This is a genomic window from Nocardioides ferulae, assembly GCF_003660455.1.
In the GTDB taxonomy this organism is placed as follows: Bacteria; Actinomycetota; Actinomycetes; order Propionibacteriales; family Nocardioidaceae; genus Nocardioides; species Nocardioides ferulae.
The window spans coordinates 418,707-432,058 of the sequence record NZ_QZVR01000004.1; the positions used below are offsets into that span (position 1 = coordinate 418,707).

The 13,352-nt window shown below is 73.7% G+C and carries 14 protein-coding genes; 5 read left to right on the top strand and 9 right to left on the bottom strand.

What is annotated here, in order from left to right:
• The first annotated feature begins 8 nt into the window (after positions 1-8).
• Entirely contained in the window at positions 9-692 is a 684-nt protein-coding gene (locus D6B71_RS08245; protein WP_121253834.1) for a hypothetical protein, read from the top strand.
• On the opposite strand, the gene D6B71_RS08250 is transcribed toward D6B71_RS08245, so the two are convergent.
• The 5 genes from D6B71_RS08250 to glgA form a co-directional block, all read right to left on the bottom strand.
• Positions 650-1,252, bottom strand: coding sequence for a NifU family protein (locus D6B71_RS08250; protein ID WP_206051612.1), 603 nt, complete (start codon positions 1,250-1,252; stop codon positions 650-652). The two genes, D6B71_RS08245 and D6B71_RS08250, sit on opposite strands and share 43 nt — an antisense overlap.
• Positions 1,237-3,102, bottom strand: a complete 1,866-nt coding sequence (gene feoB / locus D6B71_RS08255; protein ID WP_206051634.1) for a ferrous iron transporter B — start codon at positions 3,100-3,102, stop codon at positions 1,237-1,239. Before feoB ends, D6B71_RS08250 begins: the two co-directional genes overlap by 16 nt.
• Positions 3,103-3,167: 65 nt before the next feature.
• Entirely contained in the window at positions 3,168-3,458 is a 291-nt protein-coding gene (locus tag D6B71_RS08260; RefSeq protein WP_121253838.1) for a FeoA family protein, read from the bottom strand.
• Between the two features lie 210 nt (positions 3,459-3,668).
• Complete coding sequence (locus D6B71_RS08265) at positions 3,669-4,379, bottom strand: EthD domain-containing protein (RefSeq protein WP_121253840.1); 711 nt, start codon at positions 4,377-4,379, stop codon at positions 3,669-3,671.
• A 63-nt stretch (positions 4,380-4,442) separates the two neighbouring features.
• Positions 4,443-5,666, bottom strand: coding sequence for a glycogen synthase (glgA, locus tag D6B71_RS08270; RefSeq protein ID WP_121253842.1), 1,224 nt, complete (start codon positions 5,664-5,666; stop codon positions 4,443-4,445).
• A gap of 90 nt (positions 5,667-5,756) precedes the next feature.
• On the opposite strand from glgA, the gene D6B71_RS08275 reads away from it, so the two are divergent.
• Positions 5,757-7,019 (top strand): glucose-1-phosphate adenylyltransferase, encoded by a 1,263-nt coding sequence (locus tag D6B71_RS08275; RefSeq protein WP_121253844.1) that lies wholly within the window; start codon positions 5,757-5,759, stop codon positions 7,017-7,019.
• Between the two features lie 42 nt (positions 7,020-7,061).
• Here D6B71_RS08275 and D6B71_RS08280 read toward each other — a convergent pair whose 3' ends face one another.
• Both D6B71_RS08280 and D6B71_RS08285 read right to left on the bottom strand, forming a co-directional pair.
• A complete protein-coding gene (locus tag D6B71_RS08280) occupies positions 7,062-7,913 on the bottom strand; it encodes a helix-hairpin-helix domain-containing protein (RefSeq protein WP_121253846.1) in 852 nt (283 codons plus the stop codon).
• Between the two features lie 148 nt (positions 7,914-8,061).
• Entirely contained in the window at positions 8,062-8,628 is a 567-nt protein-coding gene (locus D6B71_RS08285; protein ID WP_206051613.1) for a mismatch-specific DNA-glycosylase, read from the bottom strand.
• 148 nt (positions 8,629-8,776) lie between these two features.
• Here D6B71_RS08285 and D6B71_RS08290 point away from each other — a divergent pair, with 148 nt between their 5' ends.
• Entirely contained in the window at positions 8,777-9,325 is a 549-nt protein-coding gene (locus D6B71_RS08290; protein WP_121253849.1) for a P-loop NTPase family protein, read from the top strand.
• 47 nt (positions 9,326-9,372) lie between these two features.
• Here the strand turns inward: D6B71_RS08290 and D6B71_RS08295 are convergent, their stop codons facing one another.
• Together D6B71_RS08295 and D6B71_RS08300 are read right to left on the bottom strand one after the other, a co-directional pair.
• Positions 9,373-10,671, bottom strand: a complete 1,299-nt coding sequence (locus D6B71_RS08295; RefSeq protein ID WP_121253851.1) for a phosphodiester glycosidase family protein — start codon at positions 10,669-10,671, stop codon at positions 9,373-9,375.
• Between the two features lie 64 nt (positions 10,672-10,735).
• Positions 10,736-11,599: a matrixin family metalloprotease gene (locus D6B71_RS08300; RefSeq protein WP_121253853.1), complete on the bottom strand. Its 864-nt coding sequence runs from the start codon at positions 11,597-11,599 to the stop codon at positions 10,736-10,738.
• Between the two features lie 137 nt (positions 11,600-11,736).
• On the opposite strand from D6B71_RS08300, the gene D6B71_RS08305 reads away from it, so the two are divergent.
• Together D6B71_RS08305 and D6B71_RS08310 are read left to right on the top strand one after the other, a co-directional pair.
• Positions 11,737-12,291: a hypothetical protein gene (locus D6B71_RS08305; RefSeq protein ID WP_121253855.1), complete on the top strand. Its 555-nt coding sequence runs from the start codon at positions 11,737-11,739 to the stop codon at positions 12,289-12,291.
• A complete protein-coding gene (locus D6B71_RS08310; protein ID WP_121253857.1) occupies positions 12,288-13,058 on the top strand; it encodes a hypothetical protein in 771 nt (256 codons plus the stop codon). The genes D6B71_RS08305 and D6B71_RS08310 overlap by 4 nt, the downstream gene beginning before the upstream one ends.
• Positions 13,059-13,352: the final 294 nt, after the last annotated feature.

Sequence of the window (13,352 nt, forward strand, 5' to 3'; positions counted from 1 at the left end):
GGCCGCGCATGTCGACCCTCGATCACGCCCGCGGCGTCACCTCGTTGGCCGGCACCGCCGGATCCGCGGGCGGGGCCGTGCTGGCCGCCGCCGCCCGCACGATCGCCGCCGTCCGGCCGGCCAGCAAGCCGCTGCATCCGCAGGGGCGGGTGCGCAAGGCATGCCTCTACCGCCACGGGCTCAGCCCCGAGCTGGGCGTGCCGTGGCTCGACATGGCCGGCATCGACGAGGTGGTGGTCCGCGAGTCACGCGCGATCGGCCTGCCCGGCGCGCTGCCCGACATCCACGGCCTCGCCGTCCGGGTGCCGGTCGGTGACGGCACCTCCGGCGACCTGCTCTTCGCCTCGACCGGGTGGGGCCGGGTGAGCCGCTTCGTGCTCACCGCCAGTCGCGAACCCGGCGGACGCCCGATGACGACGCTGCTGCCCTACCGCACCCCGGCGGGGCCGCTGCTGCTCGGTGCCCGGCTGATCGGCGACCAGACCGTCGAGCTCTCCTGCTCCGTCGACCAGGGCGACTGGCGGCACTTCGCCGACCTCCGGCTCTCCGACGAGGACGCCGGCGACCCCGACGTCTCCTTCGACCCGGTGCGGAACCAGCTGCCCGGCCTCGACCAGTACCGCATGGTCGAGCGGCTCCGGGAGCCCGCCTACGCCCAGGCCCGCGCCTCTCGCGGCGAGTCTGAGTCCTGAGCTCGGCCGGCCGCCGGGACCGCGCGCACGCCGTCCAACCAGGGACAGCGCCGCCGCAGCTCCTGCTCGAACCGAGAGTGCAGCGTGAACCCCGCCGTCCGGCAACCGTCGCAGGCACCGGCCATCGCGACCTCGACCACGCCGCCGTCGGCGCCGAGCACCGTCAGCGAGCCACCGTGAGAGCGGACGAAGTCGCCCAGCCGGCCGCGCACCACCTCCTCGGCGGCCCACAGCAGGGCCTGGTCGGAGGTCAGCGGCGTGCAGCCCGGCCCCGGCCGCCACCCGGCGGGCTCGGCGAGGGCGGCCTGCAGGGCGCTGCGCACCCGGGCGCCGTCGCCGCGCCAACCGTGACCCGGCCCGAGCACCGTGACGACCGCGGCGGGCTCGACGAGCAGCGTCTCCACGGTGCCGTCGAGCAGCAGTTGTCCGAGCGCACCCCGGACGCCGGCGACCGGCCCGGTGAACGGCAGCAGCCCGGCCGGAACCCGCCAGCGCAGCTCGGAGATCCGCCCGGTCGGCTCCGGGTGCAACGGCACCACCGCCGTCACCCGGCCCACCACCCGGTGACGGTGCGGGCCAACAGCGCCATCGTCCAGGCGAGCACGAACATGTAGCCCCACGCCACCGCCGGCCACCGCCAACTGCCGGTCTCGCGCCGGATCGCGGCCATCGTGGCCACGCACTGCAGCGCATAGACGTAGAAGACCAGCAGGGCGGCGACGACACCGGCGCTCAGACCCAGGTCGCTGCCGGGGGGCTCGTCCTCCGCCGCGGTCGCCCCCTGCTGGGCGGAGTCGACCTGGCTCAGCGTCGCCACGAACGTCTCCCGGGCGCCGAACGAGCTGAGAACCGCGACGTTGACCCGCCAGTCGAAGCCCAGCGGGTCGAAGACCGGGCCCACGGCGCGGCCGAGGTCGGCGGCGACGCTGTGCTCCACGACGTACGCCGAGACGGCGGCGGCGTCGGCGGGATCGCCGGGGTCGAGGCCGGCGGAGCGGAGCTCGGCCGCCCCGGCCAGCGGCAGGTTCAACAGCATCCAGAGCACCAGCGTGGTGCCGAGGATGACGGTCGTGCACTTGCGCAGGAACGCCTTCGAGGGTTCCCACATGGCCAGCAGCACCGAGCGCGGCACCGGCAGCCGGTAGGTCGGCAGCTCGAGATAGAACGGCATCGGCTCGGCGCCGCGGTCGGCGATCCGCTTGAACAGCGCCGCAGTGAGCATCGCCGACACCGCGCCCAGCAGGTAGAGCCCGAACATCACCAGGCCCTGCACGCCCAGCGGCCCGACCCGGGAGTCACGGGGGACCAGGATGCCGATCAGCGTGACGTAGACCGGCAGCCGGGCCGAGCAGGTCATCAGCGGGGCGCCCATCATCGTGGCGATCCGGTCCCGCGCCGAGGGCAGCGAGCGGGTCGCCATGATGCCGGGCACCGCGCAGGCGAAGGACGACAGCAGCGCCACGAAGGCACGCCCCTCGAGGCCGAAGGTCGACATCACCCGGTCCATCAGGAACGCCGCCCGGGCCAGGTAGCCCGAGGCCTCCAGCAGGGCCAGCAGCAGGAACAGCAGCATGATCTGTGGCACGAACACCAGCACGCCGCCGATGCCGCCGATCACGGCGTCGCCGAGCAGCGAGGCCAGCCAGGCCGGCCCGACGTGGTCGGCGACCAGGCCCCCCAACCAGCCGAACAGCGACTCGACGTACCCCTGGAGCGGCGCGGCGACCACGAAGATCGCCTGGAAGAACAGTGCCATCACCGCGAAGAAGGTCAGCGTGCCCCACAGCGGGTGCAGCAGCACCGCGTCGACGGCGCCGGTGACCCGGTCCTGGTGCGGGGCGCTGTAGTCGGCGGCGGCGAGCACCGACTCCACCCATGCGGACTGCTCGACCCCCTCGGTGGGCGGGGCCAGCAGCGGCTCGGGCCACTCCTGCCAGCGGGCCAGCTGGGCGGCGAGCTCGTCGTGGCCGCCGCGCCGGTGCGCGACCACGCACGCCACCGGTACGCCGAGTGCGCGCTCGAGCGCGGGCACGTCCAGGCTGCCGCCGCGCCGGGCCAGCTCGTCGGTGAAGGTGACCACCACACAGGTGGGCAGTGCCTTCTCCAGCACCTGGGTGAGGAACCGCAGCGAGCGGCGGATCGTGGTCGCGTCGAGCACGACGGCGAGCACGTCGGGTCGCGGGACACCGGGGATGGTGCCGTCGAGGACGTCGAGGACGACCTCCTCGTCGGGGCTGATCGGCTCCAGGCTGTAGGTGCCGGGCAGGTCCTCGACGGTGAACCTGACCGCGCCGACCTCGCAGCTGCCGACGTGGCGGGCGACCGTGACGCCGGGGTAGTTGCCGGTCTTGGCGCGCAGTCCGGTGAGCCGGTTGAACAGGCTGGTCTTGCCGGCGTTGGGGTTGCCCAGCAGGGCGACCCGGGGCACGCCGGGGGCGAGGGTGTCGCCGCCGCCGGGGCCGTGGCAGGAGGCGTTCACCGGGCGCCGGCGGGGGCGGTGCGGCGGGTGACGACGATGCGCGCGGCCTCGGTGCGGCGCAGGGAGATCTCGTAGCCCTGCACCCGGTAGAGCACGGGGGTGCCCAGTGGGGCCTGGCGCACCACCTCGACGCGGGACCCGGGGGCGAAGCCGAGCTCGGCCAGCCGTCGGGCGGTGCGCGGGGCCTGCGCGGCGCTGACCGACACCACCTCCGCGCTCTGGCCGGGCGCCAGATCGGCCAGGGTGCCGGAAGGCTCGACCCCGGCTCGACGGCCGCGACGACGCATCAGCGCTCCACTTCCCACGGAGGATCCACAGTCCGGCGGGCGCAACGCCCGGCTCGGACAAGGCGAGGCTAACCTCGCCTCTCCGGGGCCGGCAGGGACTTACGTCCCGGCTGAGGTGGGACGCCGACCTGTCACCGATTCCCGCCTTTTCGCGGCGTGTCGGTGAACGATCGGCGGGTCGCCCGGTCGGGCGCCGCATCCAGGCACAGCTCAGCCGCGGGCCAGCTCGTAGCGGTAGCGGCCGGTGGCCACCACGTCGAGGTCGCGGTCGGCGCCGAACCTGGCGACGCTGGCCAGCATCTCGGCCAGCCGCCGCTGCAGCTCGGCGTCGTCCCCGCCGCTGCCGTAGAACGCGTGGAGGTCGCCGGCCGCGGCCGGCGGGAACAGCTCCTCGACGAGCGCGTCGACCCGCGGCGCATCAGGGGTCGCGGCGCGCAGGACCACGTTCTGCACGTATCCCGACGTGGCCTGCGTGCGGATCGCGACCGGCGTGTGGTCGACCAGCCACCGGTGCAGCCACTCCTCACGGCTCAGCTCCGCCGGGCGCCGCAGCAGCGCGACGTTGGCCAGGGCCTCGGCGCGCTCGCCGTCCGGCACCCGCGGCGGCTCCAGGGGACGCCGCTCCTCGACGTCCCAGCCGGCGACCCGGTCCGCGACGCCGGCCACCAGCCCCGCGACGCCGTCGTCGGGTGGGCCGGCCGGTGTCCACACGCTCACCACCGCGGCCACCGGCTCCTCGAAGGTCGTGATCCGCAACGCCTGCCCGCCGACGCGCTCGTCGTCGACGTTGACCTGCAGCCGCGAGGCTCCGCGCTCGGCGAGGCGCGCGTGCAGGGCGCCGTCCCGCAGCCGCTCGTCGAGCCCGGCGCCCCACAACACGAACATCCGCTTGCGGGCGCGCTCAGGGGCGGGGTCGGTCATGCGGGCGGACGCTACCCTGCCGATCCGGGCCGGCGGGGAGGATCGTCCCGATCAGCCGCTTCCTCAGCCCAACACCGAGCGGTAGAGGTCGACGGTGCGGCTCGCGATCGCGTCCCAGCCGAACGACTCGATCGCGCGGCGGCGGCCGGCGCGGCCCAGCTCGGCGGCGCGCGCCGGGTCGGAGACCACCTCGATGAGCGCCGCGGCGAAGTCGGCGACGTAGCGGTCGGGGTCGAGGGGGGTGCCGGTGCCGTCGGTGGCCTGCTCGATCGGCACCAGCAGCCCGGTCGGCTCCTGCCCGGCGGCGCTGCCGCCGAGGTCGCCCGGGTCGACGACGACCTCGGGGATGCCGCCGGTGCGGGTGGCCACCACCGCGGTCTCGCAGGCCATCGCCTCGAGGTTGACGATGCCGAGCGGCTCGTAGACCGACGGGCAGGCGAACACGGTGGCGGCGGTGAGCAGGGCCACGACGTCGGGACGCGGCAGCATCTCGCGGATCCACACCACGCCGTCGCGACCGGCGCGCAGCTCCTCCACCAGGGCGACGACCTCGGCCTCGATCTCGGGGGTGTCCGGGGCGCCGGCGCACAGCACGATCTGCACCTCCGGCGGCAGCTGGGCCACCGACCGCAGGAACAACGGCAGCCCCTTCTGCCGGGTGATCCGGCCGACGAAGACCACCGACGGCCGGTCGGGGTCGACGCCGAGGGCACGCACCCGGTCGGGGTCGTGGACCGGCGACCACAGGTCGGTGTCGATGCCGTTGTGCACCACGTGCACCCGGCCGGGGTCGACGGCAGGGTAGGAGCGCAGCACGTCGTCGCGCATCGCCGCCGACACCGCGACGATCGCGGCAGCCGCCTCGTACGCCGTGCGCTCGACCCAGCTGGACACCGCGTAGCCGCCGCCGAGCTGCTCGGCCTTCCACGGACGCAGCGGCTCCAACGAGTGGGCGCTGACCACGTGGGGGACGCCGTGCAACAGGCCGGCGAGGTGGCCGGCCAGGTTGGCGTACCAGGTGTGGGAGTGGACCAGGTCGGCTCCGGCACAGCCGGCGGCGATGGCCAGGTCGACGCCCAGCGTGCGGATCGCGGGGTTGGCGTCGGCGAGCTCGGCGAGGTCGGCGTAGGAGGTGGTGAGCTCCTCGTCGCGCGGCGCGCCGAAGGCGTGCACCCGGGTCGTGAGGTCGTCGCGGCGCCGCAGCGCGCGCACGAGCTCGGCGACGTGCACGCCGGCGCCGCCGTACACCTCGGGTGGGTACTCCCTGCTCAACACGTCGACTCGCACGCCCCGAACCTACTCCGTGTCCGAGCGGTGTTCGCGTGTGTGTTGCCGCTGCTCCGCCCCACGGCTCGGCCGGGCCGCTAGCGTGGGTCCATGACTCCGGAGTCGCCGGCGAGCCGCCGCAGGAACGTGTTGGTGATCGTCCTTGCCGGGGGCGAGGGCAAGCGGCTGATGCCGCTGACGGCCGACCGGGCCAAGCCGGCGGTGCCGTTCGCGGGGATCTTCCGGTTGATCGACTTCGCGCTGTCGAACGTCGTGAACTCCGGCTACCTCAAGATCGTCGTGCTGACCCAGTACAAATCGCACAGCCTCGACCGTCACGTCACCCAGACCTGGCGGCTCTCGACGATGCTCGGCAACTACGTCACCCCGGTGCCGGCCCAGCAGCGCGTCGGCAAGCACTGGTACCTCGGCTCCGCGGACGCCATCTATCAGTCGCTGAACCTGATCCGCGACGAGCGCCCCGACACCGTCGTGGTCGTGGGCGCCGACCACGTCTATCGCATGGACTTCGCGCAGATGGTGGCCCAGCACTGCGACAGCGGCGCCGCCTGCACGGTGGCCGCGATCCGGCAGCCGATCGGCCTCTCGGACCAGTTCGGCGTCATCGACGTGCACCCCGACGACCCGACCCGCATCCGTGACTTCCTCGAGAAGCCCACCGACGTCGCTGGCCTCCCCGACAGCCCCGGCGAGATCCTCGCCTCGATGGGCAACTACGTCTTCGACGCCGACGCGCTGGTCGAGGCGGTCACCCGCGACGCCACCGAGATCGGCTCCAAGCACGACATGGGCGGCGACATCGTGCCGGCGTTCGTACGCCGCGAGCAGGCGGCCGTCTACGACTACAAGGACAACGTGGTGCCCGGTGGCACCGCCCGCGATCGCGGCTACTGGCGCGACGTCGGCACCATCGGCTCCTACTACGCCGCCCACATGGACGTCGTCTCGCCGCTGCCGATCTTCAACCTCTACAACTTCGACTGGCCGATCTACACCTCCTATGGCCCACAGCCGCCGGCCAAGGTCGTGCAGGGTGCCGACGGGATCCCCGCGACCGTCGACCAGGCGGTGCTCTCACCGGGGTCCGTGGTCAGCGGCGGCACCGTGGTGCGGTCGGTGCTCTCGCCGCTGGTCCACGTCGGCCCCGCCGCGGCGGTCGAGGGGTCCGTGGTGATGAACGGGGTGCGCATCGGGGCCGGGGCCGTGGTGCGCAACGCGATCCTGGACAAGAACGTCGTGGTGCCGCCGGGCGCCAGGATCGGGGTCGACCCCGAGGAGGACCGCGCCCGCGGGTTCCTCGTCGAGGACGGCATCACGGTGCTCGGCAAGGGCGAGACGTTCCCCGAGGCCTGAGCGGCGCCGGCCGGGGACGCGCCGCGATCCCGGGCGCGCCGGTCAGAGGACGACGGCGAGGTCGCGCAGCCGGGCGGCGGCGCCGGAGCCCAGGTCGGCGTAGGCGAACACCTCCTCGGCGGTCGTGAAGGCGCCGAGCTGTTCGCGCACGGCGACGACGCCGGCCGCCTCGGCGGCGGTGAGCCCGGCCAGCGAGACCAGCTGCGCGGCGTCGACGTGGTTGAGGTCGAGCAGTCCGCCGTCGTCGTAGTCACGCGGCAGGTCGGGTCGGCCGACGTGGATGCCGCGCGCCAGGCCCGGGTCCTCCAGGGCGAGCCGGCGGTACTCCTCGCGTCGCTCCCGACGGGCCAGCTCGACGGCCACCGCGGTCGAGACGCCGGTGCGGGGGCGATGCTCGCCGCGGGCCCGGCTGTCGCGCAGGTAGACGAACCCGATCGCGACCGAGGTGACCATCGCGACCAGGACGAGCACGACGGCGATGTCGGAGGCGGGCCCCTCGGGGCTGCCGTCGGGGCCGTCGGGGGCGGTGCCGATCAGGGCGAACCCGGTCAGCGCCACCGCCTCGAGAACGGCGGCGGTGATCAGCATCGCCGCCCGGAACCGCGGCTCCGGCCGCCGGATCGCCGCCCGGAGCGGCGGTGCGAAGCTCGCGAGCGAGCAGGTGAAGATCGGCAGCAGTGCGACCAGCACGCCGAGCCCGACGTTGCCGGGGTCGGCAGGACCGGGCACGGGTCCGCCCACGGTGAGTGTCTGCGGCCGCACGCCCGCGGGGATCCACAACGGCCAGCCGGCCGGCGGGGGACCCCACGCGGGGTCGGGCTGCCACCCCGGGGGCGGCGACCAGCCCGGTGCCGGCTTCGGCCAGTTGGGCGGCGGGTTGAACACCTGGTTCACTGTCGACTTCTCCCGGGCGAAGTGGGCGGCGACCGGACGCGGGTGCGTCGCGGCGGTGCCAGGGTCGCCACGGCATCGGCACCGTGACGGGATTCTGCGCCGGAGACGCGGGCCCGAAACCTCTCCCGCTCGGGCCGGCCCGGATCGGTCAGAGGATGCCGGCGGCGCGCGCCGGCGCGGCGTACGCCTGCGCCAGCGTCTCGACGGTCTCGTGGGCGTTGAGGCCGCTGGGGTTCGGCACCACCCACAGCCCGGCGCCGGCGAGCGGCTCCGGCTGGAGCCCGAGGGCGGCCTTGGGCAGCCCGAACGCGATCCGGTACGCCGTGATGCCCGCGACGGCGACCACGCGCGGTCGGCGCTGCTCGACCAGGGCGACCAGGCGCTGCCCGCCCTCGCGCAGCTCCGCGCTGGTCAGCTCCGACGCCTTCGCGGTGGCGCGGCGCACCACGTTGGTGATGCCGATCCCGCGGGCGCGCAGGTAGTCGCGGTCGTCGTCGGTCATCCCGGCGGCCGGATCGATCGGCCGCTCGATGACGCCGGCGCGCAGCAGCGCCGGGTAGAACCGGTTGACCGGGTGGGCGAAGTGGGTCTGGGTGGCGGCCGTCCACAGGCCGGGGTTGATCCCGACGAACAGCAGCCGCAGGTCGGGGCCGAGCAGGTCGGGCACCTCGGCGTCGCGGAACGACTCCAGCTCGGCGCGGGTGAAGCGGGGCACGGGTGGACCTCGTCTGGGTGGGGGGAGATGCACCGCCTGAGCGGTGCGACTCCCGCTGGGAGGGTGGAGCTTCATCGGTCGAGCGGGAGTCTCGGACACCCAGTGTGACGGGTGGGAACGCGGGAGACCCCGGTAGCGTCCTAGGGCCATGCGACGCACCCGGAGCAGACTGCTCGCCACCGGTCCGACGGCGGCCGTGCTCGTCGTGGCGTTGGCGGCCGGCTGCGGCGACGAGAGCGGCGAGGTCGCGGACCCGGCCCCGACGGAGTCGACGATCGAGCGACCGGGAGAGACACCGGGAGAGACGGCCACGGGCTACGAGGTGGGCGACGTCGTGCCGCACGAGCGCGTCGCCCTGATCACCGAGTCGGCGGCCGGCGGCGAGGTGTCGCCACAGGCCGTGGTGATCGACGACGCCGACGACCTGGCCCGCTTCGTGGCCGGCTTCGACAGCGACCGGCTGCTCGACGAGGTGACCGCGGCCGTGGACGAGGCCACCCCCGACCCCGACGAGGCCGTCGTCGCCGCCCTCGTCGATCTCGGCTGCGACCCGCCCGAGGAGGTCGTCGTCCTCCGCACCGGCCAAGGGGTCCGGGTGGCCCGGGCCGACAAGCCCGACTCTGAGCTGAACTGCTTCGTCGCGATGACCACGGTGGCGGTGCTCACCGTGCCGGCCGTCGCGGTCGACCCCGCCTGACGGCGGCGCTCCGGGCGCTCCCGGGCGACTCCGCGGCGTACGACGGGTCAGCCGCCGGGCGAGTAGAGCACCTCGAGCGCGTTGGGCACCGATCGCTGCGACCCGTCGGAGGGGGAGTTGACCACCCGCAGCCCGCCGGCGCGACGGACCGCCATCGTCGTGGAGCCGCCGCCGTCGAGGTTGAGGGCCTCGTCGGCGCCGAGGTCCATCATCGTCCGGGCCAGCTCGACCATGGTCATGCCGCGGCTGAACGACTGCCGGCCGTCGACGGTGAGCAGCAGCACCTCGCCGGTGTCGCGGTCGATGCCGACCGCGGTGCGGGGGTGCATCTCGCGGTCGTCGATGGGGAGCTGGACTCCTTCGCGGATCAGGTACAGGTTGCCGCCGATCGCCATCCGGGGGCCGCCGGCGAGCCACCAGCGCACGTGTGCGGCGCTGCCGACGCGCAGCCGCCGGAGCTGGCGTGCGCCGTCGTCGCGGCCGACCAGCTGCACTCCTTTGAGCGGGCGGCCGGCTCGCATCCGCAGCCTGTTGGAGCGCACCCGCCCGTCGCGCACGTGCACCACCCGCACCCGCTTGCGCTGCCCGTCGGTGACTCGCCGGCCGGGGGTGCGGCCCCAGGCGGCGGTGTAGATGCCGATGCCGCCGGAGCGGACCGAGGGGGAGTTGACGTTGGTGATGGTCAGGTCGGGGTGCTCGCGGACCCGGGCCACCATCGGGACCTCGGTGATGTCGAGGCTGCCGTCCTTGGCGACGACGAACGCCCGGTTCCAGCCGGCCAGAGGCGCGTGGCGGACGGGTCGTCCGCGCTCCCTGCCGACGCCGAGCGGGGCGCCGGTGTCGCCGATGTCGAAGAAGTCGCCGTTGACGCCGGCGACGGCACCGTCACGGCTGAGGATCGTGGTGACGGGGGCGGTGCGGGGCACCGGTCCGGCGGCGCCGTAGTCGAGCTGGATGCCGGGGGTGTCGGTGTCCACGACCAGCAGTTGGAGGCGCAGCGGGCCGCGCGCGTCGTGCTGGCTCCAGCGCACCAGGCTCACGCCTGGGGCGATCGCGCTGGTGCGCTGCCTCGTGGTGACGGGGCCGCCGCGCAGGAACGACGGCACCCGGGCCGCCTGCTCACCTGCGACACCGTCCGAGGTCTGGTCGGGGTAGCCGCCCTGCCGCGCCCAGCTCGGGGTGCCGTGGTCGTCGGGGCGGGCGCCTGACGAGCCGGACGCGACGGTGCTGGCCGTGCCGTCGGGGCCGTCGGAAGGGGTGCCGGTCGGGCTCACCGAGGCGGCCAGGGTGGCGCCGGCCAGCACGCCGGCGAGGCCGCCGGCGGTCAGGGTGAGTCGGGTGCGCACTCGGGCAAGGGTAGGTCGCCCGGTGTGACTTGTGGGGAAGTCGGGGCCGGTGGGGTCGGGCGTGTCAGCCGCAGGGGACGGCGCCGAGGGCGGCGAGGCCGGTCAGGTCGCCGGGACCGAACCCGGTCTGGCCCAGGTTGTCGGCGTACATCAGCTCGCTGGGGTCGTCGACGTGGCCGAGGCCGAGCACGTGGGCCAGCTCGTGGTCGAGCAGCGCCCGGTGCTGGACGAACGCGTCGGATTGCCCGTCCAGCAGGTCGAGGAGGTCGGTGTCGAGCGCGACCGCGCCCCGGACGTAGCCGAGCCGGCCCGGGCGGGTCTCGATCGCGACCCCGCCGCCGAGGCCCGCGACGTCGCCGGCCAGCTCCGGCACCTCGTCGTCACTGGCCCAGCCGATCACCACCGGAGCCTCCTGCGATCGGAGCAGGTCGTCGGCGAACGGGCGGTCGTCGGTGGTGCCGGCGTACTCGAACACGAAGCCGGTCGCCTCGGTCACGTTGTCGACGCTGGCGTCGACGATCTCCTGCCAGTCGTCGGGACCGCCGTCGGGGTTCACGGCGTAGCGGATCGGGCGACAGGGGTTCCAGGTCACCGGCTGGCCGCCGCCGGCCTGGGTGCGCTCGAACCTGTACTGCCCGCCGCCGGCGGGCGCCTCCACCGCCGAGGAGAGCCGGTCGTCGAGGCCGAAGAGGCTGCGCAGCCGGTCGCCGGACATGCCCGGGTCGCGCAGCATCACGGCTGCCAGCAGGGCCAGGACGATGCCCAGGCCGGGCAGCACCGGTCCGAGCTGCCGGCGCCGGCGCCTCGGCGGTGGCGCGGAGGACGGCATCGCGCCCAGGCCGTGCTCGCGGTCGACCCGGTCGAGCTCCTCGAGACGACGCAGCATCTCGCGCTCCCAGCGCCGCCGCGCACGCTCCTCGGACCCCACCCGGACATTCTTCCCGAGGCGTCCAACGCCCGAGTTGTCCACAGACCCGGACTCGGGGGTGCCGCGGAGGACGTCTGCGGCGGTAGTTTCGGCGCTGACGTCTCCGGTCTGGGCGTCATGGCCTCTCGGGAGGACCTGTGGAACTGGATCCGAACTCGGTACGCCGCCGGCTCGCCGCGGCGCTCGGTGTCGCGCTCGTGCTGGTGCTGGTGGGCTGCTCGGAGGGTGATCCGGAGCCGGAGATGGCTCCCACGCAGTCGGTGGCGTCGACGCCGAGCGGGGAGCCGAGTGAGTCGGAGACACCTCCGGAAGAGGCCCCAGAGGACGTGGTTCGGGAGTTCATCCGCGGCTACAACGAGGCGTTGGCTAGCGGAGACACATCTCGGATGCGGGAGAAGACTGCCGAGGGATGTCGACAGTGCGAAGAGCACATGCGTCCGATCGAAGAAGTCCACGAAGCCGGAGGCAGGTTCGACACACATGGCTGGCAGGTCGTCCGAACCAAACTCGCCGGCAAGACCACCGGAAGGGCCAGAGTTCAGGTCGCAGTCCGCATATCCGGTGGACGGACTGTACCGGCGGCTGGCGAAGACCCGGTTGTCTATGAGGCCGACCGCCGTCTGATGCTGTTCAAGCTGGCGCGCGAGAACGCTGGACCGTGGTTGATCACCTTCATCGGTTACTACTCATGATCGGCAGAGTGATAGCCAGCCTTGCGATGGCGTGCGCCGGATTGTCGGCCACGGCATCCCCGGCCCAGGCGGCATGCACCTGGCAGAACCAGGTGGTCTTTCAGAATGGTGTGGCGCACATCGAGTCCGTTTACGTCTGCTCGGGCAGTTCTGCCGGCGGCTCCGGAGACGGGGATGATGGTGCCGTCACGGCGGGCCAGGTCATGGTCACCGATTCCGGCCTGGACCCGGTCTGCGTGAGGACCGCACTCTCTACGGGTGTGGCACCGGAGGAGTTCTGCGAGGGAGACGGAGTCTTCGGCACTGGTGCCGAGCCACCCCCCACGGTCACTCCGGGGATGGTGGCGACGGCGTTCCAGGAGTTGCCGTTGCCGGCGTCGGAGTTGGTGGTGCAGCCACCGGACGGCCGCACTCTGGTGAACTTCGCGACGAACTTCTACACCGAGAACGGGCCCTTCACCGAGACGGTGACGTTGTTGGGGCAGCGGGTGGATCTGCGGATCTGGCCGGCGGAGTTCACGTGGGTGTTCGGCGACGGAACGAGCCACGCGACGGCCGAGCCCGGGGCACCGTACCCGGCTCTCGAGGTCACCCATGAGTATCTCCGCAAGGGTCGGGTCTCGCCGCGGGTGGACACCACCTATGCGGCGGAGTTCCGGGTCAACGGTGGCGCGTGGGCGCCGGTGGCGGGGACGGTGACGATCCCGGGGGAGCCGGTGGGGCTCGAGGTGGAGACCGCTACGCCGGTGCTGGTCGCCTACGAGTGAGGCGATCGTGGGTCGGCTTCCACCCTGGGTGGGTGTTGTCCACAGAGTCGACTCTGGGGGTGCCGCGGAGGACGTCTGCGGCGGTAGTTTCGGCGCTGACGTCTCCGGTCTGGGCGTCATGGCCTCTCGGGAGGACCTGTGAACCTGGCTTCGAACTCGGTACGCCGCCGGCTCGCCGCGGCGCTCGCCGCTGTGCTCGCTGTTGCGCTGGCGGGCTGCTCGGAGGGTGATCCGGAGCCGAAGATGGCTCCCACGCAGTCGGTGGCGTCGACGCCGAGCGGGGAGCCGAGTGAG